Below are 26,449 nucleotides of genomic sequence, written 5' to 3'. Positions count from 1 at the left end.
GTTAAATTAAGATAAGTCTTTGATGGTTTGTTGGAATTTACTTTTCACCAAGTCGTTGAGATCTTCTCGGCGAAGCATCTGTTTGAAGGCTTTAATGGAGCGTTTTTCTTGGAGTTTTACCATTATATCGGCCAACGCCACTTGCACCAGCGGGGATTCTTGTTTTGTCAACGACAGCACCAACCCTTGCCGAACGTCGGGGTCATGGGCTAGTTCGGCCAATGCCTCCAACGTCACGAGGCGCACGTTTACGTTGGGGTCATTGTTGAGCGTGGTAAAGAGCGCTTGTACCACTTTATCGTCCACATCGGTGATTTCTCGGGTATAACTTACGGCTTTGAGGCGCTCGCTGGCCGACGGGTTTTCAATCAGCGAAAGCATCATCATTTGGCGCATTTCTTGGACTTCTTTGGTGAGCGTATCCATTTTTTCTTGGTACGCTACTTCTTTGGGGCGCATCAAAAAATACCCACCTAGCACCCCCACACTCATCAAACACACACTGTAAGCCACCCGCAGTGCCAAACGGGGCGTCCAGAATTGCTGTATTTTCTCAAAAATCGCCTTCCACTGGCTCCGACTCGACGGGGCTTCGGTTTGTTTATAGGTTTCGAGCATGGCATAAAACCCTTCGCGCATGTGCTCGGTGTTGGCTTTAGGCGCGGGGACCTGCCCCATGAGCTTCCACAGTTGGCGGTCGGCGTCAAAGGCTGCTTTGCACTCGGCGCACTCTTTCAAATGAATATGTATGGCTGTTTGTTCGGACTCTGTTAGTTCGTTGGTCAGCCAGCCCGTTAGCCGTTCTTTTGCTTCTTCACAGTTCATGAGCTTTGCTTCCTTTTTCTGAGGTCAAAAAATTCTTTTTCAATTCTCCCAGCGCTCGGTGTACCCGTACTTTCACTGCGCCTTCGGTAATGTTTAAAATACGCGCAATTTCTTCGTACTTTAGTTCTTGGTATCGGCTCAAGACCAACACTTCGCGGTGGTCGGGACTGAGCCGCGCCATGGCATTTTGCAAAGCATCGAGTTCTTGTTCTTTTTCCAATTGCTCATCGGCGGCCACTCCGCCTCCGAGGCGATCCGACAAGTCGGCAATATCATAAGCATGTCCTCCCCAGCGCTCTTGTTGTCGAAACGAATCGTTCAAAACATTCCGCGCCAAATGATACATCCACGTTCTAAATTCACCCTCACCGTTAAAAGTATGTCGGTACTTGAGCATTCGGTAAAATACATTTTGTGCCAAATCTTCGCACGCATGGGCTTGTCCCGTCATGTGGTACAAAAAAGCGAATAACGGCCGATGGTAGCGCTCAAAGAGCAGCCCCATCTTGTCCAAATCTCCCGCTTTTACTTTAAGCATGAGTGCGTTATCCGATAGTGTATTCAAGCGATGATGGCTGTTTGTAGGTGATTTGTACGTGGAAACTCCCGAAGTGGGGGAAGGTTACAGGAAAAAGAAAAAATTTTAAACATTTATTTTAAAACACATAGCACACACAGGTTAAACGCATTAGAAAACAGCCTCGGAGAGGCAAAACCTTTGTAGAAAAAGTGAAAGAGGTCACCGAGCGTCGGCCGCCCCGATGGGGCTTTAGGCGAGGCTAATTATTTCTTTCTACGAAGATTTGGCTCCTCTGGAGCAATAAATAGTCACTTTTTATTTTTAATGCGTTCAGCTCTCAGCCGCCAAATTCAAAAAAAGTTACCGCTAACTTGTAATGTTTTTTCAACTCGCTCGTCTATGCCCTTGAAATGGAACTCAAAGCGTTTACCCAACTCATCCTCCCAACCCAAGGCCGTCTTTTTAGATTGGCCAAGTTGTTTCTTCGCAACCGCGAAGAAGCCGAGGATACGTTGCAAGAAGTATTGATGAAGCTTTGGTCCCATCGGCAGCAGTTAGAATCGTACCAAAACGTAGAAGCGTTTGCCGTGCAAATGACCCGTAACCTCTGTCTCGACAAGCTCAAATCGAAAGAATGGCAAAGTCGCGCAGGGGAAGCCAACTGGGAAGAGGTAGAAGAGCAGAAAGTATCGCCCTACCAGCAAGTGGAGCTATCAGACAGTGCGGCACTGATGCGCAAACTGATAGACGAACTACCCGAAACGGCCAAGTTGATTCTGCATTTGCGGGACGTAGAAGAGTACTCTTTTGAGGAAATTGAGCAAGTAACGGGGATGAACGTCAACCATATTCGGGTGGTGTTGTCGCGGGCGCGGAAAGAGGTACGAGATAAGTTTTTAAAAATTCAGGCGTATGAATCTGGACATTGAACAATTGATAGAAAAGTATTACGAAGGCGAAACAACCCTGGAAGAAGAGCAGGAATTACGTGCTTTCTTTTTGAGCGAAAATGTTCCCGCTCACTTGGAAAACGAGGCCAAGCAGTTTCGGTATTTTGGCCAAACGCGCAAAGAACAGCCTTCGGCGGGGGTAAGCTACCGCACGGTTACGCAGCTGAGCAAACGAAGCAAGGTGCGCTCGTTGAACTCGTGGGGCTTACGAATCGCCGCCAGTCTCACGTTGTTGGTGGTAGGTTTTGGGGCGGGGATTTGGTACACACAGCACGAAGGGGGGCTTTCGGAAGAAAATAGCCACGTGGCTGAAATGAAAAAAACGTTACAAGCTCCCGAACAAACCTCGGCGAGTGAACGCATTTTGGCCGTCAACCAGAGTTACGAATTGGCGCAAGGCGACGAAGAAATCACGCAGATTTTGCTCAATACCATGAATTTCGACGAAAACGTCAACGTCCGTCTCGCGGCTTGCCAAGCCCTGCAACGCTTTGAAAATGAGCAAATAGTGCGCGACGGATTGATTCAATCATTAAAAATCCAAACCGACCCGAGTGTTCAGTTGGCACTTATCGAAGCATTGGTATTGATGAAAGAAAAGCGAGCCGCCTCCGAAATGCTCCGTTTGGCTCAAAATCAAAAAGTACTGGAAATTGTACGCCTCAAAGCCGAAGAAGGGGTGTTCCACCTAAAACAAGAAAAACAAACGAATAATACCTAACAATTAACGGTGCGCAAGCACTCAAAAACCATGAAATCAACCGTGTTAGTATGCGCCCTGTGGATGGGGTGTAGTATGGGGCTTTTTGCCCAAGAATTTAAAGCGAAGTTGGCCAACAGCAAAGACCGTAAAATCAGCATCGAAATGGATGCCAGTACCCTCAAAATCGAAGGCTACGACGGCGACGAGCTTATTATCAAGGGAAACGGCTTTCAGGAACCACCAGAACAAGCCAAAGGGCTGCGGTCGTTGTATAACTCGGCCGTCGATAATACAGGCATCGGACTGGCCGTCACTACCCAAGGCAATGGCCTGAAAATCGAAAAAGCATCGCGCAAATCGACGTCGTATATCCTCAAGGTTCCTAAGAAAGTAGCGATTTTGTACGAACAGGTCAACTGGAACGGAGGCAACATTTCTATCAGCAACGTAGATGGTGATTTGGAAATAAAAACCAACAATGGCAAAATCGACCTCCTTAATGTCACGGGTCCCGTAGTAGCCAATAGCACCAACGGCGACATCAAAGTGGTGTATTCCAGCCTCAATCAGGAAAAACCCAGCGCCATTTCGTCCATCAGCAGCGCCATTGATGTGAGCCTGCCCGCCAATGCCAAATCAAGCCTTAGCATGAAGTCAATCAGTGGTGAAATCTACACCGATTTAGACCTTGACTTGAAAAATGCCAAGGAAGGGATGTCTCGCGTGGGCGGTGGCCATAGCATCAACGCAACCACCAACGGCGGTGGCGTAGCGATTAAACTTAGCAGCATCAGCAGCAATATTTATTTACGTAAACAATAACCCTTTTCTACTACCCATATAGCCATGAAAACTTTTTCACTGGTGCTCTTTGTGAGCACGTTGGCCCTAACGGCTTGGTCACAAAAAATTATTACCAAACAATTTCCGTACGCCGCTGACCAAACCGTCAACCTTAACCTCAAGTTTGCTGACAGTATTCGGGTGCGGTATTGGGATAAAGCCGAAGTATCGGTTCGGATTTCGGTTCTTATCAACGGCGGCCGACTTAACGACGGGTTGACCGTAGAAAACACCACAAATGCCCAAGAGATTAGCCTAAAAACGAATTTTGACAACGAAATTCTAAAAAAAGGAAAAGCCGAAGACTGCCCCGATTCAAAACACAGCTGGCGTACCCAACGCGACGGCCAAGACATGTACGTTTGTAGCACGATTCATTATCAGGTGTTTTTGCCCCGCAATGCCAAATTAAAACTCGAAACCATCAACGGCAACGTGGACATTCAAGGAGCAGCAGCGCCCGTTTTTGCCAAGAGCATCAGCGGCTACATTGATTATAGTTTGCCTAGATCAAAAGGGGCAAACTTGGCCATGAAGACCATTACGGGCGAAGTTTATACCGACTTAGACATTGACTTCAAGTCCAAACGCCAAAAAAATCCGATAGTAGGTTACTTGTTGGAAGGCTCCGTCAATGGCGGCGGCCCCGACATCCGCTTGGAGTCGATTAGTAATAACGTATATGTTCGGAAAAAAGACTAATCCCGCCCCAACCTCCACACCAACCCTCATGCAGCGGCACGCAGCTATCCCCCTCTCCAGCAAGGAGAGGGGATAGAAGTGAGGAGAAAACCATAAGGAAAGTTCTACGATACAGCGAGAAAAACCCCCTTTCCGTCGAATATGTTTGGGATTCCACGCGCATCTCCCCAACTTAGTCGCTTTACTTGTACGCGCATGGAACTAACCAAACCAACTAGCACACTCACGGTGGTTTTACACATAACCGTTTGGTCGCTGCTTGGCTTCATCGTTTTATTCTATCCTCCCCTTACTTGGGACTTTAAGGTACCGCTAGGATTTTGGATCAAACAATTGGCCAATTTCATTATGATGGTAGCGGTTTTTTATTTTTCTGCCTACTATCTGGTTCCCAACTATTTAGTAAAAGGCAAAAAGCTTCTTTTTTCCCTTTCTGCTGTTTTTTTGGTTGTCCTCTATTTGGTCATTGCCCGCATCATTGAGGTGCCCATTCTGAACGTGCCCAAACAATTGGCTGCTGTTAGAGGGTGGAAACATGCCAAAAGTATTTTTAGCATTGATGTCCATTTGTTCATGGTCGTAACGATGGTGACGGCCATCAGCATTGGGTTTGCCATGATTCAGCGGTGGCAGGCGGCGGTAAAATTGCACGAACTCGTTGAAAAACAACAGATAACTTCCGAATTGGCGCTATTAAAAGCCCAAATCAACCCCCACTTTTTCTTCAATACCCTCAATAACATTTATGCCCTTACCTACTCCGACGTGCCGTTGTCGCGCGAGGCCATTCTGAAACTATCACGAATGATGCGGTACGTCCTCTACGATACCGTCCTTGACCGAGTGTTGTTGAGCCAAGAAATATCTTTTATGAACGATTACATCGAACTGATGAAGTTACGGCTACATTCGTTCACGAAAGTGACCATCGAAGCGCCCAAGCCCGACCAAGATTATTCGGTAGCGCCCATGCTTTTGTTGCCTTTTATTGAAAATGCGTTTAAGCACGGGACGAGCTCGCTTCACAAAACCGAAATTTTGATTGTGATTAAGGCTCAAAATGGCGTTTTGGATTTACACGTTTGGAATCAAATTCATGCCAATACCGATGCGATTCCCAACGCAGGAGGAGGTATTGGATTGGTAAACACCCAGCGCCGCCTTAATTTAGTGTATCCTGAGCGGCACGAACTGATCATTCAAGAAGACACCAACCTTCGGACGTTCACCGTTGATTTGAAAATACAGCTATAATACTTACGCGTTCCTGCCATGAAATTAAATTGCATCACCGCCGACGACGAGCCGCTTGCCCTTGGGCTTATCAGCGCGTTTGTTCAGCAAACGCCGTTTTTAAACCTTGTTGGTCAATACGCCAACGGCGTCGAAGCCCTGCAAGCCATTCATAATCAACCTGTTCATCTTATTTTTTTGGACATCCAAATGCCCAACTTGAACGGGATGGAACTGGCACGGATCATTAGTCAAACTTCTTCTTTGGGACAAACCAAAATCATCTTTACGACGGCTTACAACCAATTTGCCGTGGAAGGTTACAAAGTCGATGCGCTCGATTATTTGATGAAACCGTTTGGATACGAAGAATTTTTAAGGGCGGCCACCAAAGCCAAAAACTACGTTCAACAATGGTCGGAAAACAACAGCCACGGCTGCATGTTTGTGAAATCAGACTACAAAATGGTGCGAATTGATTTTGACTCCATTCTTTACATCGAATCGTTTAAAGACTACGTGAAAATACACCTTGTGGGAGGACAGCCCCCCGTGGTGACGCTTAGTACCCTCAAGCTGATTGAGGATAAACTGCCGCCTTTTAAATTTTTGCGCATTCACCGTTCCTTCGTTGTGGCCATTCCCAAAATCGACTCATTAAGTCGCAATACCGTCCAGATTGGAAATATATCCCTTCCAGTTGGAGATTTATACAAAGATACCTTTCAAGAACTGATGGGTTTGTAAAAAGACGGGGTTTACGAGAAAAATTTGCGTTTCTGTCCATAAATACTGCCCTTCTAACTGGTATTTGTTGCCAGCATCCACCTTGAGACGTACCTTTGGATGTTTATAAATAAATAGAATGGTAGTGCATACACCGCTTTTGTGATACATTGGCGGTGTTTTAGTGCCATTTTTGCTTCTAAAGGCTTACCTTTGCCTTTATTCCCCAACTTCATTAACACTTTTTCTATGCAAAAATCACTAGGCAAATCCATTCTCATTGGCCTGTTTAGCACTTGTTTTGCCACCAACATCATGGCCCAAAACCCGTTTTTTGACACCTACAAAACGCCTTTTGGCGTGCCTCCTTTCCACCTCATCAAAAACGAACATTTTGAACCTGCGTTTGTGGAAGGAATCAAACAACAAACGGCCGAAATCGCCGCTATTACCAATCAAAAAGCAGCTCCTACGTTTGCCAATACGATTTTGGCACTAGAAAATAGCGGGGATTTGCTCGACCGCGTTGGAGGGGTATTTTTCAACTACAACAGCGCCAATACCAGCGACGCTCTCCAGAAAATCGCTCAAACGCTTTCGCCCCAACTCTCGAAGCACCGCGACGATATTCAGCTCAATGCCGAGTTGTTCAAACGCGTTAAAGCCGTTTACGACCAACGTAATCAGCTCAAACTAACGACCGAACAACTCACTTTACTTGAAAAGACCTACAAAGGATTTGTAAGAAGCGGAGCAGCCTTGCCTGCCGACAAGCAAGCACGTTTACGTAAAATCAACGAGGAATCGTCGTTATTGACGCTCAAGTTTGGCCAAAACATTTTGACGGAAACCAACGGTTACAAACTGGTTATTGATAAAAAAGAAGACTTGAGTGGCTTGCCTTCTTCGCTCGTGGCTGCTGCTGCCGAAGACGCAAAAAAACGCAAACTCGAAGGAAAATGGGTATTTACGCTGCAAAATCCGAGCATTATGCCGTTTTTGCAGTACGCCGATAACCGCGCCCTTCGCGAACAAATCTTCAAGGCGTATTTGGAACGCTGTAACCACAACGATGCCTCCGACAACAAGGCGATTATGTCTAAAATCGTGGCACTACGGGCCGAAAAAGCAGCGCTGCTGGGTTATGAAAACCATGCGGCTTACGTGCTAGAAGAAAGCATGTCGAAAACCCCTGCTAAAGTGAGTGATTTTCTAAACCAACTTTGGACCGCTACCGTCCCTGTCACTCAGCAAGAAGCCTCGGAATTGCAGACATTGATGGACAAAGAAGGTAAAAACGAAAAATTGGAAAGCTGGGATTGGCGCTACTACGCCGAAAAGCTTCGCAAGCAGAAATATGACCTTGACGAAGAAGAGCTTCGCCCGTATTTTCCGTTGGAAGGGGTACGTCAAGGAATTTTCACGTTGTGCAAAAAACTATACGGTCTCACGTTTGAACGCCGCACTGACATCCCTGTTTACCACGAAGAAGCCGAAGCGTTTGAAGTAAAAGAAGCCAATGGACAACACGTTGGGGTGATTTACATGGATTTTCACCCACGGGCGAGCAAACGCGGCGGCGCTTGGATGACAAGCTACCGCAAGCAAGAAACCGAAAACGGCAAACGCTCTGCCCCCGTCGTTTCTATTGTTTGTAATTTTTCTCGTCCTGCGGGCGACGCCCCTGCCCTCTTGAGCTTGGACGAAACGCGTACATTTTTCCACGAATTTGGACACGCACTTCACGGGCTACTTTCCAACGTGACGTACGGTAGTTTGTCGGGCACGTCGGTTCCCCGCGATTTTGTAGAATTACCTTCTCAAATCATGGAAAACTGGGCAACCGAGCCTGAAATGTTGAAGCTATACGCCAAGCATTACAAAACAGGTGCGGTCATTCCTGATGTGCTTATCGACAAAATGGAAAAAAGTAGCTTGTTTAATCAAGGGTTTCTAACAAGCGAATACCTAGCGGCATCGTTGTTGGACATGAGCTATCACACCCTCAAAGCTGACCAAGCACCTACCGACGTATTGGCGTTTGAAAAAGCGGCCATGGATAAAATTGGATTGATTTCGCAAATTCCTCCTCGTTACCGTACTACTTATTTCCAGCACATTTTTGCGGGCGGGTATTCTGCGGGTTATTACAGCTACATTTGGTCAGCGGTGTTGGATGCCGATGCCTTTGAAGTGTTTAAACAAAAAGGCTTATTTGACCAAAAATCAGCCCAATCGTTCCGAAAAAACGTCCTAGAACGCGGTGGAACTGACGAACCGATGAAACTCTACCGCAATTTCCGTGGCGCAGAACCTGACATCAAACCGCTCCTTCGCCGCCGTGGATTGCTGAGAGAAGCGAATTAAATAAATGGGCAAATTTGCAAGTAAGACAAAAGGCAAAATCCTCAGGTTGAACGCATTAAAATAAAAGTGACTATTTATTGCTCCAGAGGAGCCAAATCTTCGTAGAAAGAATGAATGAGTCTCAGCTAAAGCCCCATCGGGGCGGCCGACGCTCGGTGACCTCTTCCACTTTTTCTACAAAGGCTTTGCCTCTCCGAGGCTGTTTTCTAATGCGTTTAACCTGATAAATACTTAAAATAAGCCGAATAAAAGCCCCAAAGTACGATTAACTTGATTAGCCGTACTTTGGGGCTTTTACTAATGATGATGCTCGTAGTACGTATTTTCCACCCTGCCATCTTCGTATAATTTCAGAATAGCGTAGCCTGGAGGCGTTTCTTGATAATAGCCTGGTTGAGCTGATTTTGCATCGCCTTTATCCCACCAAAAACCGCTCATAGCGCCGTTGCAATAATAATGAACGTTGTTGTAAACCGCTGCATCCAGTAAATGCTGATGCCCGCTCAAACACACCCGAACTTTGTCTCTGTGTTCATAAAATAACGCTTTGAGTTGTTTATGGTCCTTGTGCTGTCCGCCTTCCCACGATGCGGTTACGGTCAAGATGGGATAATGTGACATGAGCAACACAAAATGCCCTTTAGGAACGGCTTGGAGTTCTTTGCGGAGCCACTCCATCTGTTCGTCGTCCAGCGAAATGCCTGGGTTATTGCCATCCAACACCATAAAGTGCCAATTCTTTTTGCTGAAACTATAATAGCGGTGTGGCATCTTCGCCCTTTTTACCACATAACCAATACCATACATTTCATCATCTTTGGAAGGAGCGGCCCACCAAGGGTCATGATTCCCGATGCAGGTGTAAAGTTCGTAGCCATCAAAACTCGACTTACATTCGTCCCAAGCAGCCCATTGTTCCAACACGCGCTCACGGGTAATCTCCTTGTAGTCAGCGGCATGTATTGAATCGCCCGTATTGAGAAAGAAGTCCACTTTTTTCTTTTTCACCTCCTCCAAACACTTCCTAAACCGCGCAGGAATGCCATTTTCGGGGCGAATATGAACGTCGGTAATGTGAGCAATCGTTAAGGCAGGTTTAGGAGCAGACGCCGTAGGAGGATTCATCGACGAATTGACCCCCGCAGCGGCGGTCATGGCTAAGGGAAAGTTCTTGACAAAATTTCTTCTTTTCATGGAAATGGTTGCCCTATATGAGCTTATAATTCTTATATGGTTCCAAAAAATGCGTCTAAAAAACCAAAGATAGTTCACAAATATTAAACAATAGTTTACAAAATCAAATACTAGGCCCCATTCATCCATTTTCCTGCCTGTTCATTTGCCTAAAAAAACTTTTCATCAGCCCATAACGGCATTTTATCCTTTCGATTTTGGGCTTTATCCTTTTTTGTTTCACGAATGCCTTTTTGTGTTCCAACTTTGTAACGTTAAAACCAAACGGCCATGAAACAATTATCTTTACTTCTCGCCATTACGCTTTGTATTTCTACTTTTTCGGGTTCAGTACACGCCCAATTTCCAATGGGTGGAGCGGCTCCTGTCAAAGCACTCCCTGGCACAGCAGGTGACCAAACTCCCAAAGGAAGCGCCAAAATCACAGGCTTCGTCGTTGATTCCTCGGTGACCAAAGCCGTTGAATTTGCGAGCATTGCTCTCTACAACAAAACGACTGGTAAGGCCGTTGACGGTACCATTGCCGACGAAAAAGGGAAGTTTATCCTCAACAAATTGGCCGATGGAAATTACCAAATCTTGATTTCTTTCCTTGGTTTTAAAAACAAAACCATCGACAACATCACCTTAGCCAAAGGACAAGACCTTGACTTGGGCGTCATCAAACTTTCGCCTAGTGTGCAGACACTCAACGAGGTAGTCGTAACGGGACAGGCTGCAATCATTGAAGAAAAAGTGGACCGCTTGGTCTATAACGCCGATAAAGACATCGCAGCCAAAGGCGGTGACGCCACCGACGTGTTGCGTAAAGTACCTTTGTTGACGGTCGATTTGGACGGAAACGTATCACTTCGTGGTAGTTCAAATATCCGCGTCTTGATTAACAACAAACCAAGTACTATCATCGCCAGCAGCATTTCGGACGCGTTGAAACAAATTCCTGCCGACCAAATTAAGACCGTGGAGGTCATCACGAGCCCATCAGCCAAATACGATGCGGAAGGTTCGGGTGGGATTATTAACATCATCACGAAGAAAAACAGTTTACAAGGATTGAACCTCAACGTGGACGCTGGGGTAGGTAACCGTGGTTCTTCGCTGTCACTCAATGGCAACTACCGCAAAGGGAAAGCTGGACTTACGTTGGGAGGTTTTGGTCGTGCCAACTACAACACCATCACCAAAACCAACATGGACCAAACAAGCATTTCAAACGGAGTTTCGACGCTCATTCGCCAAAAAGGGGATGGCTACAGCGAGTTTTTGTTTGGCCAATACAACTTAGGGTTTGACTACGATTTAGCCAAAAACCAAAGCCTAACGGCGGGGGTTCGCTACGGTGCTCGTAACATGAAAAGCCAACAAGACTTGATTACCGAACTTTACAACAACGGGGTAGCAGGTACAGGCTCTCGCCGCGACGTGGACGTTAAAAACTTGTCGGGTACGGTCGATGTCAATTTGGATTACCTTCATACGTACAAAAAACCACAGCAAGAATGGAGCGTATCGACGCTGTATAGCCGCAACGATTTGACCAACAACTTCGACGCCAACATTTTGAGTGGCGAAGGCAACTTACTAAGCCGTCAGCGCAACTTGAACTCAAACTTGAACCAAGAGTTTACCCTCCAAACCGATTACCAAACGCCCATCAAGAAAAACCAAATGATTGAGTTTGGGGGAAAAGGCATCTTCCGTCAAGTAAACAGCGACTACCGCTTTTTGGCCGCTGGCTCAACTGGTGATTTCACTACCCAAGCAGGTCAGCCTGCGGGTGAGTTGCTTTACCACCAAAACATTGCCGCAGGATATACCTCTTATACTTATACCACCAAAAAACGCTATACGTTCAAAGGAGGTTTGCGTTATGAGCATACGTTTATCGACGCCTCTACTCGCGAAGGCGGGCCAATTGGAGTCGCAGATTATGGCATATTAGTCCCTAGCTTGAACGCCTCAAAAACCATCAAAGGAACTACCCTAAAATTAGGTTATAACCGCCGTATCCAACGCCCAGGTTTGCAGCAATTGAACCCTAACTTCAACTCGGCTAACCCTCAAAACATCAGCGTTGGTAACCCAGCATTGCGCCCTGAGTTGACCGACAACATCGAATTAGGCTTGAGCAAAACCATCAAGAAAGTGTTCATCAATGCCTCGTTTTTTGGACGTTATACCGACAACGCCATCACGCAAGTACGTCGCCCCTCTGATACCCTGTCGGGTGCTATCATCACCACTTTCGAGAACATCGGTCGTCAACAAGCGTACGGAACGAATATTTTTGCCAACATTGCTTTCACCTCGAAGTTCAACGTAGGATTGTTCTCTAACATCTTCTACACCAAAATGACAGGACAAGCCCTTGGTTTGAACGGTGTAACCCAAGACTTTACCAACGATGGCGTCAACGTAAGCGGTGGTTTGTTTTCGCAAGCACAGTTCAAAAACGGTTGGGGAGTACAAGCCTTCGGATTTATGCAAGGCCGCCAAGTACAACTTCAAGGGTTTCAGGGCGGATTTGCTTTCTATACCTTCGGGGTCAAGAAAGATTTCAAGAACAAAAAGGGAAGCCTTGGCTTAGCGGGGGAAAACTTCTTCAGCAACCGCTTCAACATTCACTCGGAGCTAAAATCACCTGTGTTTAACCAAGTGAGTAACGTGTATCTTTACAACCGTGGGGTGCGTTTGACCTTCACTTACAAACTCGGAAAAATGACTACCGACGCACCGAAGAAGAAAGCCCGCTCGGTCAACAACGACGACGTAAAATCAGACGGCGCAGGCCAAACAGGCGGCGCTCCTGGAGGAACCCAACAACGTAACCGATAGTCACTTTTTAATAATATTTTCGTCTATACAAAAACAACCATAACTAAAATGAAAACTAACAAATTCCTTGCCGCAGCCCTCGTTGCCTTTGTATCAGTTGGTGCTTATGCCCAAAACGTAGATGAAATTGTCGATAAACACGTAGCTGCCTTGGGTGGCAAAGACAAATTGAACAGCGTAAAAAGCCTCATTATTGAGCGTTCGCTTGCCGTACAAGGCATGGAAATTCCTAACAAAACGATTTTGGTGGTGGGGAAAGCTGCCCGTTCTGAATCGTCGGTCATGGGAAATACCATGGTGCAAGTGTTTGATGCTACCTCGGGCTGGATGGTTCGTCCAACGATGATGGGCGGAACGGGCGAGCCTGAAGATATGCCTGCCGAAATGGTAAAACAACAAGGCGGTCAGCTAGATCCGTTTGGTGGATTGGTCAACTACAAAGAAAAAGGGAATAAAGTAGAGTTGATTGGCACAGAGAAGGTGGACAAAAAAGACGCCTATCACCTTAAACTTACCACTAAAGACGGACAAATAGTAGATGAATACATCGACGCTGCCTCGTACATGATTGTTAAAGTCAAAGTATCGGCGGGTGGTCAAGACAGCGAAATTTCTTTCTCTGATTACAAAGCCGTAGAAGGCATTCCGTTTGCCAATACCATGGAAATGACAAGCCAAATGGGTGCCCTTTCGTTTGCTACGACCAAAGTAACCATCAATCCTCCCGTTGATGAGTCTATTTTTAAGAAGCCTGTGAAATAACTAGCACGCACTACAGTTGGCCGTTAATTGTTATCAGTTAACCGCATTATATAACACAAAAGCCACCTCGAACGGGGTGGCTTTTATGTTTATAACTTTATCGTTTTTCCAAACCGACTAGCCTCTGCGGTAAGGGCGGTTGTCAAAACGCTGTGAGTGATGATACGCGGTCCAGCGGTCGCGTTGGGCTGGCGTCAACACCGACCAAATGTCTTGTTGTTTTTCGCGTTGCAAACGTTGGTATTCAAACTGGCTCAACCGACGGTTTCTGAACAAACGGTCGTAGCGGTCTTCGATGCGTTTGATTTCATTTTCTTGCTTCCGCGTCAACTTCACTACGTTGTCGAGTCGGTTGATGTTTAGCTCTTCCAACGCATTATCTACGCGAGGATTCGCCGCTTGAGGAGCAGCAGGAGCTGGACGATAATCGCGTTGAGCGTTTACATTGGCAATGCCCAAAATGGCGAAAGCGGCGATGGTTACGATGGTCTTTTTCATGGTTGTTGCTGTTTTAAATTGTGTTTAAGTAATTGCTTTACGATTCTTAGAACAATTATGCCCCCTATGGTTTAAGACCTCTATGTTTGCAATCTGCCAAACGCCATTTCGTATCGATGGCTGGGAAAAGTTGACCGATAAATCCCCCATACCTACCTCGTGCTTATTCATTATCTACCCCACCCCTTATTCCAATAACTTACTCAATACTGTTTTAATGGTATTTCCAGAGGAAGGGCGCGGTGCTTGCCTGTTGATAATTTGTCCTTCTTTACTGATAATCATGTACGTAGGAAACCCCTCCAATTTCAGCCTGCTCTTTAGTAATTCTGATTGATCTTTGTCAAAGAAATAATTTTCTCCCGCTATTTTTTGTTTTTCAATCGCGTTTTTCCACGCTTCTCGATCAGATAATAGACACAAGTTTACAAACACGATGGGTTGATTTTTGTATTGATTGTGCAAATCAATGGCGTGCGGAACTTCACTTCGACAGGGGCCACACCAAGTAGCCCAAAAATCGAGGTAGATGATTTTTCCTTTGTGTTTTGCGATAAGGCCATTCATAAAATCGCCTACAATTTCTTTTTCTTCTTTAGAATCTGACTTAAAAAATGAGATGTGATACTTGGCGTGATTATCGTCCTTTGTCATCTTTTCATTTAGAATCGACGTTAGTTCTTTGGTCGATACGTACACCTTACTGTTTTTCATTAGCTCCCGAAAAACGTTATTTGCTTCTTCGGAAAGCATGTACAGAATTTGATAGCAAACAATATCTCTGCCGATGCCAGGTTTTTCTGTTGCCATAATTTTTTTTAGAACAGCACGATACGTTTCTCCCTTTTTTTGCTCTTTTAGAAGCCCCTGTATAACCGAATCGCGTTGGATGTATTTATTGGTAGCATACTGCCACAGATGGTACTGGTACCAAGAAGAAACAATGGCGTCTGTGTCATTGACAGGAAACACATTGGTATCATAAAGTACGCCTTCAAACTTCGTTTTTTGCATCGAATGATGGTATTCAAAATCAACGAGGTAATTGGCATTGCGGTAGATAATATCCTTTTTTGCCCAAACTTTGAATGCTTCCGTCGGTTGAAATTTTAGGTTAAAAAGGGCAAGGAGGGAATCTTCAGTAGCAATTCGGCGTCCAATAGCTGCTACGTATTCTTCGGTGGACTTATGAGCGGGGGCAGGCTCAAAATGCTTGAGTTTGTTAAATAAACGATAGCTCAGCATGTCCTTCGATGTTTGAGCATTTTTCCCTGAAACAACAAAATCTGGGTATTGATTTTTTTGAAAATCCTCCGAATTTAATTGAACATCCAAGCTATCTAACGGCCTGACATACAGCAGCGAAGTTCCTTTTTCATACCTTAACGTAATATCATGCGGATGTAGAATTTCAAACTCAAACTGGAAGTATCCCGTCGAATCAAGAATGGCGCTCAAGCGGGTTGGAAAAGCTGACAATTGTGAATAAATCAAGGAAATCACCTTGGAAGAGCTTTTGGCCAATTGTACATGTCCATTGATGATGACTTTGCCCTTTTTGACTTCAGTGGCTTCTTTTGCAAAACCATAAGAAAGGCTCAATGCAAGTACGAATAAAAGTACAGGCATTGTTTTAAAAGATTTATTTTTCGGGGAGATGGCCATAATGGGATTCCAGTAGATGTAATATAAAAATAAATTATATATACAAATAAGAGACAACTCTTACACATCTACTGGAATTTCACCAAAATATGCTTGCGTGGCTGGTTGCCAAAGCTATCACCGTTTCTTTTTCAGCTGCAAATAATCCAAGAAGTAAATCACTTTTACCGAAATATTGTTGTTTTGGTCGGCTTGGAGGGTATTTTGGAGATTATCAAAATAGCGTTCGTCCACGAGGTTAGAGCTGTGGAAAGTAGCATTTTTCCAAACAGCATTGAAGAAACTACCTGGTGCAAACTGCCACGTATAGACCATGTCCACGTTGAAGAAATTTACGTTTCGGTTGAGTTGGTCGCTCAATTTGGCGCGAGATTCTAGCGAACCATCCTTTTGCAAGGTAAAAAACTCCTTGTTGTTGACCACACTCGAATAATGCCGTGCTCTGAACGTCAACCACATTTTGTTGGTAAAGCTGTATTTGAGGTTCACGACGTTGTTGATGGTGTTGACTTTACGCAGCGCCATCACGATGCTGTTATCGTCCAAAATCGTGGTAAAACCAATACTGCGCGGCCGAGGTTCTAACCCAAGCAGGTGACTTACCGATAATTTACTGTTGAATCGGTAGGTTTGGTTGATGTACAAATCCAAGCCGTTTAGCTGGTAGAAATTGACGAAAGCTCGCTCAAATGCCTCCACTGAATAGGAGTATTTTTTGGCAGGGTTGCTTTCTATCCAGCCGCCGATTGTCACGCTATTGCCACGGGCATACATATAACCCGTTTTGCGTGGCTCGTAGAAATCGTTCTCTTTCGGACGGAAATTAAGCATCAGTCCAAACCAAATCAGTTTTTTGGTTTGGGCATTAAAATTAAACTGCACCCGCGATTGCTGGTACTTCGATTTGATGTCGCCGATGGGCGAATACAACGAACTTATGTTGGCATTAAGATTTAAAAAAATGCGGTTGTACCACCCTTTGGGCTCCGTGTAGCGGTAGCCGACATACATGCGGTGATTGATGAAGTTGTTGTTGGTAAAATACCCCAAATCATTGCTCGTAAACTTGGTATCCGTCAACTCTTGGGCGGCATTGAACGTAAAACGGCCACTGGTTTTGGCAAACGAAATGGTATGGCTGTAACCTGTGCTGTTGTCGGCTGCACTTTTAAAATTTAAGCGACTAATGGCCGCGCTTCCCGCCAAGTTGTAGGTATTGGTTTTATCAAAAAAACTAAACAAACCCGCACTCACGTTGGCGTTGTAGTTGTTGTTTCCTCGAATAACGCTCGTGTTAACAAAACTCACGCTTGAGTTGTGTTTGAAGGTTTGGTCTAACACCGCAATGTTGTAATTGGTGGTTGGGTCGGTTTCAAAGCGGCGGGTTTGGCCCGTTTCAGTATTTTCAATCAGGGCGTATTGGGGGCGAGTAATCGCGTTTAGAATCCCAATTCCCAGTCCATTTTTGGTACGTCCCGAGATTTTGGTGGCGTTGAGCAGCTTCGATTCCGTGGGGTTTTTCGTTACCCGTTCTCCCGCTTCCAAATCGTCATACACTTTTCCCAAATGAATCGGTGTTCCACCAATTCGGCGCGAATAGAACAGATTTCCTTTGTTAAACAACTCCGTTCCTTCGGTAAAAAAGGTACGGTTTTCGTTGAATTTTACCTCAAACGGGCTCAAGTTTAGCACTTGATTATCGCTTTGGACTTGTCCAAAATCGGGAATTAGCGTAGCGTCTAACGTAAATGCTTGACTCAGTCCTACTTTTACGTCCATCCCGCCCGATACTTGGTGCGTCCAATCTTTTTGGGCGGGTTGACTCGTTGGAAAATGATTGGCATACACCGAGAAATAAGGTGAAAATTGCAAACGCAACGGCGGTTTTATGTCCTTAATGCCCGTCCATTGTCCTTCTTGGGTCAAAAAGCCATTGACGTTGGGGTCAATGGCATTCCAAGTATATTGTTGTTCGGTTTTTCGACGGCGGCGGGTGATGTTTAGCCCCCAATCTTGTACGTTGGATTTGCTAAAACGAATGGCCGAGTAGGGTAAAAACACCTCAAACGACCAGCCTTTGTCGTGCATCACCACGGCGCTTTGCCATACGGCATTCCAGCTAAAATCTTCCCCGCCGTTATCGCTGTTGGTGTTAGACGTCATTTTGGCGTCCCATTGCTCGCCCAGCGGCGTGACAAAATACTCAAAGCCATTGAGTTTGTCGTTGTAAGTATCGAAGATAATACCGATGTAATCGTTCATCCCAAATCCATCCCGACCTTTGAGTTCTTTTGAAATACTGTCGAGGCTACGTTCGTAACACGTTCCACCAAAATAAATCCCTTCGTCGTTGTACATCAAGAAGGTTTCGGTATGGTTGCCTTGCTCTTCTTTGCGTCCAATTACGGGGCGAAATTCGGTGTAATCGTCGGCTTTGGCGGCTTCCTTCCACGCAGGGTCGTTTAGTTTTCCATCAATCAATACGGGCAGGGTAGTGCGTTGGGCGGGAAGTTTTTTGGGAATTACTTGCCCCATGAGGAGAGAGGTTTGCACCAACGCAAACCCCCAAAAAAGAATAAATGTCTTTTTCATCGACTGTTTAGGTAACGAGATAGGCTGTAAAAATTAAGTACACAAAGCTACTTCAAACTTTATTGGGGGGCTGTTAAAGAATCTTAAAAAATGGCTGTTGGGATAAAGATGTATTTCGGAGGGCATTCGTTGCATGAGTAAAAAAAAAGTTACCGAAGAATGTTTCTTTCCTCGGTAACCGGTGGATATAGCCGCAATTGATGCGTTCTTTATTCTGACTTCAAACTCTTAACAGGATTGGTCAACGCCGCCCGAATCGACTGGTAACTTACCGATGCAAACGTAATGACGAGGGCAATGATACCCGTGGCGATAAAATACCACCATTCGATGGTCGTTCGATACACAAAATCATCGAGCCACTGCTTCATCAAGTAGTAAGCGACGGGAAATGCAATGAACATCGACACCACCACCAGTTTGATAAAATCTTTGGAAATCATCAGGGTGATGTGGCTCACGGTGGCTCCCAGCACCTTCCGAATACCGATTTCCTTAACGCGCTGTTCGGCCACAAATGTCACCAATCCAAATACGCCCAAACAGGCAATGAAAACAGAAAGCAGCGAAGCAATGCGGTATAACAAGCCCAGTTGTTGCTCGGTTTTATAGTATTTCTCCAGTTTATCCTCGTAGAAATTTCCGTTAAATACTACTTCTGGAAAGACCTCGCTGTAAATCTTTTCGATTTTGGCAACGGTTTCGGTGAGGTTGGCCGACGTTATCTTGATTCCACTTCTCCAGTGGTATTTTTCTAATTTGGCAATCATCACGGGGCGTATGGCATCGCGGGCGCTACCCACCTGAAAGTCTTTGACGACTGCCACAATCGGCGCGGGCTCCCACCCTCCTACTCTGACCATTTTACCAATGGCGAGTTCAGGATTTTTGACGTTTAATTTTTTCAAAATGGTCTCATTCACAATGATTTTACGCAAAGTATCACTCACCAAATACGGATTACCTGCAATGATTTTTAAGCCATAAGTAGCGGCATAGTCGCCATCGGCAAGTTTCAAATCAGAGTTAAAAGGAGCATCTTTCGGCGAATTATCGTATGAAAAATTCACCTGCCAGTTGTTTTGTGAAGAAGGCTCATCGCTCGAAAACGACACCGCTTCTACTTCCGAAAGTTGCTTGAGACGGTTGCGAAAGAGGTCATAACGGTTTCGGTACTCCACGTCCATCGCCAAGGTATATACGCCCGTTTTTTTGAAGCCTAAATCCATTTTACTGATAAACTCCATCTGCTGAAAGTTGACAATGGTGCCAAAAATCATCACCAAGGCAATCGTAAATTGGAAAACAATCAGCCCCTGACGCAACGAAACCCGCCCTGTCCAATTGGTTTTGGCTTTTTGCCGAAACGCATCCAACGGTGAAAATGACGAAAGAATCGACGCAGGATAAATGCCTGACAAACTATTAATCACAAAGAACAACACCCCCACAAATACCCAAAGAATGGGCTCTGAAAAAGGCCTGGCCTCGCTCGGAAAGTCAAATAACTGCGTAAGCAAGGGCAATGCCATCGACGCCAAGGCCAGCCCCAACCCTATCGCAATGCCGACTACCACCACGGTTTCAATCATAAATTGACTGACCAACTGACGATTGGCACTGCCGAGGGTTTTGCGAACACCCACTTCTTTGGCGCGCTTGCTGGCAATGGCCGTAGAGATGTTGATAAAATTGATGCAAGCCATCAAAATAATCAATACGCCCACAAGTGCCACCCCGATAAGCTTGTTTTTGGAAACAACACGGTCGCTGAAATTGCCATAACGGTCGTCGTAATGCACCGTTGATAACGCTACGATTGCATGTTCTTTTTTATCGTTTGTATCGTCTTTATAATGTTTTTGACCGAAAGTTTTTAACAATTTATTGGCGTTTTCGGCTGAAAATCCTTTGGGCATCAACACGTAAATATTATCCATGCTACTGGTAGAGCCCCAATTGTCAAACGTACCGAAACCAAAGGTGGCAGGGTTTTTCCGCTTTGATTCGTACGAAAAAAGGATATTGACGGGGAAGTCGGTGTTGAGGGGTACGTCCTCCAGGATACCTGCCACGCGCATCGTTACTACGTTGTTGACTTTTACGTATTTTCCTACGGCATCCGTATAATTTCCAAAGTACTTATTGGCGTATTTTTTGGTCAACACTACCACATTAGGCTCTTTCAGCACCTGAGGTGTCCCGATAAGCCACTGATAATCAAATACGTCGAAAAACTCAGGGCCTGCACAAATCCCCTGTTTTTCTTCATTAAATTTCACGGAAGTATTGGTGCTTTTGGCGTCGTTGCCAAGCACCGTAATCTGCGGGTCAATCGTTCCGCACAAAGGCACTACCTTTTCAAACTGCGGAATGTCTTGCGGCAAGGCATCCACCATGGCCAAGGGCGCTCCCGACGTATGTTCTACATTCCCATCGGCGTAGGTATTGGTCCGAACAATGCGGTAAATGCGATCACTTTTTTCGTGAAATGTATCGTAGCTCAGTTCAAAATGAATTAAGGAAAAGAGCAGCACAACTGCCGCCACACCAATCGCCAATCCCGCCACATTAATGACCGAATAGACACGATTTTTTGAGAGGTTTCTCCACGCGATTTTGAAGTAGTTCTTTAGCATAGGTTCTAGTCTCAGTTCTTACAGAATACTTTTCCTAAAAAACCGTCAAATAGTTTGCCAACTACCAAGAAATGAAATAAAACACTGATTATCAGTATTATAGAAAAGAAAAATTCAACCATAAATGTCCGTTTTCGTACACATTTGTACGGCATAGGACATTGTGGTGTTTATTCCGACTTCAATGATTTAGCGGGATTGGTTTGTACCGCTCGCCATGAAAAATAACCCACGATGGCCAACGAAACGCCCAAAACAACTAAAAGAAGAGCCGCCATCGTGAAATAGCTAACGCCGTTATGAAACACAAGGTAACTATTCATGTACAGCCCTATCGCCACTCCCAGCGGAACTGCCACAACAGCCGCAATGCTGAGGAGTTTGATAAAATCGGCGGCCAACAGCCTCATCACTTCTTCCGCAGTAGCCCCGATTACTTTACGGATACCAATTTCTTTGGTTCGTTTTTCTAAACTGTACGTCAGAATGCCAATCAGTCCTAGAATCGCTACCACAAAAATGACAATGCTCTGCATACCCGCAAACTGCATGTCTTCGTAGGGATAGTAACGCTCATACATGTCGGTATCAAGCCACGACGCATTCATTTCGACGTACGGATGGTGTTTTTTCCAAAGCGAGGCCAAGGTAGCTTCCAAAGATGCTCGGTCGGTGGCAGGCGAAGTTGTCAGGCACATAACCCTGAACGCAGCAGGCTGGTACTGAAACACGACGGGTTCGATTTTGTGCTCATAATCGTAGTGACAAAAATTGGCCACCACCCCAACAATCGTTGCCGAAACGGTATCGTTCAAAACGATGAGTTTGCCAATCGCCTCTTGGTCAGCCCCTAAGTGCAAATGCTCTACCGCTTTTTGATTCACTACCACCATGGGCAAAGCCATTTCGGACTTGGTTTCGGGCAGGTTTTTGCCAGCTACTATTTTTAACCCCATGTTGTCGATAAACTGGCGGTCAGCCGCGTAAAAAAACGCGGGCTTTGGGGCGTCATTTTTGGTGTTTTTTATTTCGATGTAAGGCGGAGTATTGCCAAAACTCAGCGACGTGTAGCCGATTTTTTCCACTTCTTTGACGGTGCTTACCTCCGCCGCAAAACGCTCGTTCGACGTTCCTGTCAGGTGAATGTTCAGCCTATTTTCGCGCTGGTAATTTACGTTGTCATTCGCCATGTACTCTATTTGGTGGTAGGCGTGCCCAATGAAGAAAATATACACCAGTGCAATCGTAAACTGAACAATTATCAGCGATTTACGAAAACCGATTTTACCAAAACTCGCGGGCGAAATAGTGCCTTTTAGTACTTTGACAGGCTGGTAGGACGACAATACAAGGCTAGGAGAAGCCCCCGCAACAATTCCCAAAACGAAGTTAAAGGCCAAAAACAGCAAGATAAGGTATTCCCAATGGTCAATCTCCCACGTAAGCCACGAAACGTGAATAAACGTTTTTATCATCCACAGTAAAAACAAACCCATGCCCAGTGCGAGGTACGAAATCAGCACCGATTCGGTCAAAAACTGAAAAATGATTTGCGACTTGGTCGCTCCCGCTACTTTTCTCACGCCTACTTCACGGCTTCGGTTCATCGAACGAGCCAGCGTAAGGTTGATGTAGTTTAAGGCTGCGAGAACAAGAATAATTAACTGAAACCCAAAATTGATGTAAATGCTTCGGACGTCTTGAACGTACGGGTCGTTTTTTAACTCATTTTCCGACGGAGAAATGTCACCCAAGGTCTGTGCCTGAAAAGCCAAACCCTTTCCCGCCGCTGCGTTCAGTAATTTGTTGACTTCGCTCGAAGTTGCGCCCAATTGTTTGTTAAATGACGCGATGCTCCGCCCTTTCGATAGTTTGACAAAGGTATGGGCATTTAATTCCGACCATTCTTTTGCTTTATCACTACCGTTCGAGTACCCCGCTAAAGGCACCAGCACATCGGTTCTGAACTGCGTTTTTTGCTGGTTAAAAGGCTTGAGAACGCCTACTACTTTAAAACCACCGTAGGTAGGGTGTTCCAAAATACGCCCGATTGGATTTACTTCTTTAAAAAACCACTCGGCAGTTTCGTGGGTAAGCACCACGGTATGGGCTTCTACGGGATAGCTCCCTTTTTCCAAAGGAAAATGAAAGACTTGAAAAAAGGCCGCGTCGGCGTAAATCGCCCGTACGTTTTTTGTTTTGATTCCACTGCTCAACACCCATTTAGAATCACGCACAAGCGTCGTGGATTGTTCGACACCCACCCATTTTTCCTTGATGTATTTCCCCAACGCTACGGGACTTGACGCCCAGTGCGTCATTTCTCCATCTTCTTGCTTTTCATCGGTGATGATTCGGACGATGCGGTCGCTGTCTTGGTGAAAATTGTCGTATTCGTAATAGGAAACGATTTGAATCAACGCCATTAGTGCCGACGGCAACGCAAGACTCAGGCCAAGCAGGTTGATAAAAGAAAACAATTTGTATTTCAGCGCATTACGAAAAGCGATTTTGAAATAATTACGTATCATCGTTGGACTGTATAAATAGGTTGTGGGATACTGAGATTGTTTGTCTTTGGCAAATGGGCGTAAAAGTTTCAAGGCATTCAAGGTATATTTCCAATTGGCTTTGCGTTCGCCAACGGTAGCTACCCAATAGTTGTATAATTCTAATAAATCACCTTCAACTTCTTCCGAGGTATTGGGGTCGGCCCACCATCTCAGCAGTGTCCTGACCCAGCGCGGTGGCGTGTGCTGCATAAATGGGTGGCGTTTATTCCGATTTTAAGGATTTCACGGGGTTGACCATTGCGGCTTTCATGGCTTGATAACTGACCGTTAGAAGTGTAATGCCAACGGCCAAAATCGCCGTAAACACAAACACCCACAACGAAATCTCGGTACGGTAGCTGTATTGTTGCAACCAACCATTGGCAAAATAATACGCGACGGGCGAAGCAATGACGAGCGAAACCATTACCAATCCGATAAATTCTTTCGAGAGCAACCCCCAAAGATTTGGAACAGATGCACCCAGCACTTTACGAATCCCGATTTCTTTGGTGCGTTGTTCTGCCACAAAACTAGCCAATCCGAATAATCCCAAACACGAAATAAAAATGGCTAAAACCGCAAAGAGCCCCGAGAGGGTTTTAAGCCGTTGTTCATTTTCAAACTGACTGGCGTATTCTTGGTCTATAAATTGATAATCAAATGGATACGCCGCATTGAACTTTTTAAAAATCTGCTCGGCAGTAGCAAGGTTATCTGCCGTAGGGCGATTAGGGTTTAATTTGATGTGCATCGTATTGAACCACGCCCCAGGGCCTTCAATCACCGTAGGAGGTATCTCTTCGTAAGGCGATCCCGTCAGATAATCTTTCACCACTCCCACTACTCTCCACTGGGTTTTCCCAGATTTACTAAACAGGAGTTGACCAATTGGGTTTTGAAAGCCCATCAACTTAACCGCCGTTTCGTTCAAAAGCACCGAAAAACTATCTGTAGGGTATTTCGTGATGTCAATGTCTCGTCCTTCTACCAACTGTAGCCCTGCGGTTTTAACAAAGTCTGCATCGGCACTGAATAACGTAAGGGCAGTGTTCGTGTCCTTGGGCGCTTCACCTGCCCATCGTAACCCCCACGTCCGTGAGCCACTTTCAGTGAGCCGGTTCATGGTTTTGGTCACCGAGGCGGCACTGCCCGAACGGAGCAGCTCTTGCTTGAGCAATGCATAGTTTTTATCAATATCACCCACAAAAGGAACGTGAATCAAGTTATTTTTTGAATACCCCATTGCCCTATTCTGCGCGTGTTGTATCTGGTTTCTCACCACCAAAGTAGAAATGATGAGCAAAATAGCAAACGTAAACTGCGTCACTACTAACAACTTACGCGGCGACACAGCGGCTTGGCTCTTTTTGAATTGTTTTTTAAAAATTCCAATGGGGTTAAAAGACGACAAGTAAAACGCAGGATAACTCCCTGCCAACAAACTTGTGAATACCAAAAAGGCCAATACCCAAACCCAATATGAAACATTGGAATAGGGAATGATGAGTTCGGTATTGATGAGCGTATTGAAAGAAGGTAGTGCCAATTGGACAATCAACAATGCAAGAACCCCCGCAATGCCCGCTGTCATGAAGGCTTCCATCATAAATTGGCCCACGAGCAGCCCTTTGCCAGCCCCTACTGCTTTCCGAATCCCCACTTCTTTGGCACGTTTTTCGGAACGAGCCGTGCTGAGGTTCATAAAATTGATGCAGGCAATCAACAAAATAAAAGCAGCAATCAACCCAAACATTCGCACCATATCAATGCGCCCACCGACCGATTGCCCATTTTTAAATTCATCGTACAAATGCCAGCGGTCGAGTGGAAATACAAAATGAGTCCAAACATCGTTGCGCCCTGCGTAGCGCCGTGTTAAGTCTTTGATTTTTGCGTCAAAAGCCGCTACATTGGTGTTAGGTTTTAAGAGCAGATACGTTGGGGTATTGTTACTGAGCCAGCTTTCATTGATCGACCCGTCGCCGCGTTTTTTTAGGTAATCCCAAGGCAGTAGGTACTCAAAATGAAAGTCCGTATTGGAAGGTAAATCCTTCAAGACACCTGTCACCGTAAAATTGTCAGAGGCATCAATTTTAACAGTTTTGTTTAGCACCTCTTTGGTTCCAAAAAGCTTTTTAGCCAACTTTTCGGTAATGACAATGGAATTTGGATGAACTAACTGCTTCATTTCTCCACCTTGCAGCAGAGGAAAACTAAATAATTGAAAAAAATCAGGGTCAACAATGTTTCCTTCAACCCCTGAGATGCTTTTATCGTTGGCTGTGATCAAAAAACTGTTGGTTCCCTTCACGCGAGCAAAGGCTTCTACTTCGGGATACTCCTTTTTTAGGGTTGGCCCTAGCGGTTGCGACGTCACAGGAATGGCATACGCTTCCCCATCAACGTTGGCCGCTAAGCCATATACTTGGTAAATACGGTCTTTGTTTGTGTGAAAAGTATCAAAACTGACCTCATTTTGCAACCACAATGCTATCAAGCACGTACCCGCCATGCCGATGGCCAAGCCAGTAATATTGATAAAAGAAATGCCTTTTCCTGCGACCAAATTTCGCCAGGCGATTTTGAAATAATTACGTAACATCGTTGGACTGTATAAATAGGTTGTGGGATACTGAGACCGTTTGTCTTTGGCAAATGGGCGTAAAAGTTTCAACGCATTCAAGGTATATTTCCAATTGGCGCTTCGCTGGCCAAAAGTCCCTACCCAATAGTTGTACAATTCTAATAAATCGCCTTCAACTTCTTCCGAAGTGTTGGGGTCGGCCCACCATCTCAGCAGTGTCCTGACCCAGCGCGGTGGCGTGTGCTGCATAAATGGG

Annotated in this window: 18 protein-coding genes; 9 read left to right on the top strand and 9 right to left on the bottom strand. The window is 45.4% G+C overall.

The window, feature by feature from the left end:
* Positions 1 to 6: 6 nt before the first annotated feature.
* Together FHS57_RS20985 and FHS57_RS20980 are read right to left on the bottom strand one after the other, a co-directional pair.
* Positions 7 to 825 carry a zf-HC2 domain-containing protein gene (locus FHS57_RS20985; RefSeq protein WP_183977127.1) on the bottom strand — a complete coding sequence of 273 codons (819 nt, stop codon included), beginning with the start codon at positions 823 to 825 and terminating at the stop codon, positions 7 to 9.
* Complete coding sequence (locus FHS57_RS20980; protein ID WP_183977394.1) at positions 815 to 1,363, bottom strand: RNA polymerase sigma factor; 549 nt, start codon at positions 1,361 to 1,363, stop codon at positions 815 to 817. The genes FHS57_RS20985 and FHS57_RS20980 overlap by 11 nt, the downstream gene beginning before the upstream one ends.
* Before the next feature lie 392 nt (positions 1,364 to 1,755).
* Between FHS57_RS20980 and FHS57_RS20975 the strand changes: the two genes are divergently transcribed.
* The 7 genes from FHS57_RS20975 (at position 1,756) to FHS57_RS20945 (ending at position 8,869) form a co-directional block, all read left to right on the top strand.
* Positions 1,756 to 2,274 (top strand): GFO_1088 family ECF-type sigma factor, encoded by a 519-nt coding sequence (locus FHS57_RS20975; RefSeq protein ID WP_183977125.1) that lies wholly within the window; start codon positions 1,756 to 1,758, stop codon positions 2,272 to 2,274.
* On the top strand, positions 2,258 to 3,016 hold the full coding sequence (locus tag FHS57_RS20970; RefSeq protein WP_183977123.1) for a HEAT repeat domain-containing protein: 759 nt from the start codon (positions 2,258 to 2,260) through the stop codon (positions 3,014 to 3,016). Before FHS57_RS20975 ends, FHS57_RS20970 begins: the two co-directional genes overlap by 17 nt.
* 30 nt (positions 3,017 to 3,046) lie before the next feature.
* Complete coding sequence (locus FHS57_RS20965) at positions 3,047 to 3,820, top strand: DUF4097 family beta strand repeat-containing protein (protein WP_183977121.1); 774 nt, start codon at positions 3,047 to 3,049, stop codon at positions 3,818 to 3,820.
* Between the two features lie 24 nt (positions 3,821 to 3,844).
* Complete coding sequence (locus tag FHS57_RS20960) at positions 3,845 to 4,543, top strand: DUF4097 family beta strand repeat-containing protein (RefSeq protein WP_183977119.1); 699 nt, start codon at positions 3,845 to 3,847, stop codon at positions 4,541 to 4,543.
* A gap of 141 nt (positions 4,544 to 4,684) precedes the next feature.
* Positions 4,685 to 5,797: a sensor histidine kinase gene (locus tag FHS57_RS20955; protein WP_229601412.1), complete on the top strand. Its 1,113-nt coding sequence runs from the start codon at positions 4,685 to 4,687 to the stop codon at positions 5,795 to 5,797.
* Between the two features lie 18 nt (positions 5,798 to 5,815).
* Positions 5,816 to 6,523 (top strand): LytR/AlgR family response regulator transcription factor, encoded by a 708-nt coding sequence (locus tag FHS57_RS20950; protein WP_183977117.1) that lies wholly within the window; start codon positions 5,816 to 5,818, stop codon positions 6,521 to 6,523.
* Positions 6,524 to 6,817: 294 nt separating this feature from the next.
* A complete protein-coding gene (locus FHS57_RS20945; protein ID WP_229601414.1) occupies positions 6,818 to 8,869 on the top strand; it encodes a M3 family metallopeptidase in 2,052 nt (683 codons plus the stop codon).
* A 297-nt stretch (positions 8,870 to 9,166) separates the two neighbouring features.
* On the opposite strand, the gene FHS57_RS20940 is transcribed toward FHS57_RS20945, so the two are convergent.
* Positions 9,167 to 10,063, bottom strand: coding sequence for a metallophosphoesterase family protein (locus FHS57_RS20940; RefSeq protein WP_183977112.1), 897 nt, complete (start codon positions 10,061 to 10,063; stop codon positions 9,167 to 9,169).
* Positions 10,064 to 10,333: 270 nt separating this feature from the next.
* On the opposite strand from FHS57_RS20940, the gene FHS57_RS20935 reads away from it, so the two are divergent.
* Positions 10,334 to 12,898, top strand: a complete 2,565-nt coding sequence (locus FHS57_RS20935) for a TonB-dependent receptor (RefSeq protein ID WP_183977110.1) — start codon at positions 10,334 to 10,336, stop codon at positions 12,896 to 12,898.
* Positions 12,899 to 12,946: 48 nt separating this feature from the next.
* A complete protein-coding gene (locus FHS57_RS20930; RefSeq protein WP_183977108.1) occupies positions 12,947 to 13,660 on the top strand; it encodes an outer membrane lipoprotein-sorting protein in 714 nt (237 codons plus the stop codon).
* A gap of 117 nt (positions 13,661 to 13,777) precedes the next feature.
* On the opposite strand, the gene FHS57_RS20925 is transcribed toward FHS57_RS20930, so the two are convergent.
* The 6 genes from FHS57_RS20925 to FHS57_RS20900 all read right to left on the bottom strand — a co-directional run bounded on the left by FHS57_RS20925 (position 13,778) and on the right by FHS57_RS20900 (position 26,442).
* Positions 13,778 to 14,158 carry a hypothetical protein gene (locus FHS57_RS20925; RefSeq protein ID WP_183977106.1) on the bottom strand — a complete coding sequence of 127 codons (381 nt, stop codon included), beginning with the start codon at positions 14,156 to 14,158 and terminating at the stop codon, positions 13,778 to 13,780.
* Between the two features lie 186 nt (positions 14,159 to 14,344).
* Positions 14,345 to 15,787, bottom strand: a complete 1,443-nt coding sequence (locus tag FHS57_RS20920) for a TlpA family protein disulfide reductase (RefSeq protein ID WP_183977104.1) — start codon at positions 15,785 to 15,787, stop codon at positions 14,345 to 14,347.
* 153 nt (positions 15,788 to 15,940) lie between these two features.
* Positions 15,941 to 18,415 carry a DUF5916 domain-containing protein gene (locus FHS57_RS20915; protein ID WP_183977102.1) on the bottom strand — a complete coding sequence of 825 codons (2,475 nt, stop codon included), beginning with the start codon at positions 18,413 to 18,415 and terminating at the stop codon, positions 15,941 to 15,943.
* A gap of 209 nt (positions 18,416 to 18,624) precedes the next feature.
* Positions 18,625 to 21,054 carry an ABC transporter permease gene (locus tag FHS57_RS20910; RefSeq protein ID WP_183977100.1) on the bottom strand — a complete coding sequence of 810 codons (2,430 nt, stop codon included), beginning with the start codon at positions 21,052 to 21,054 and terminating at the stop codon, positions 18,625 to 18,627.
* A 170-nt stretch (positions 21,055 to 21,224) separates the two neighbouring features.
* Complete coding sequence (locus FHS57_RS20905; protein WP_183977098.1) at positions 21,225 to 23,816, bottom strand: ABC transporter permease; 2,592 nt, start codon at positions 23,814 to 23,816, stop codon at positions 21,225 to 21,227.
* Between the two features lie 13 nt (positions 23,817 to 23,829).
* Positions 23,830 to 26,442, bottom strand: a complete 2,613-nt coding sequence (locus tag FHS57_RS20900; RefSeq protein ID WP_221225691.1) for an ABC transporter permease — start codon at positions 26,440 to 26,442, stop codon at positions 23,830 to 23,832.
* Between the last annotated feature and the right edge of the window lie 7 nt (positions 26,443 to 26,449).

The organism is Runella defluvii, from assembly GCF_014195535.1.
In the GTDB taxonomy this organism is placed as follows: Bacteria; Bacteroidota; Bacteroidia; order Cytophagales; family Spirosomataceae; genus Runella; species Runella defluvii.
The sequence above is the reverse complement of the archived record's forward strand: the minus strand, read 5'-3'. Positions and strand labels throughout refer to the sequence as shown.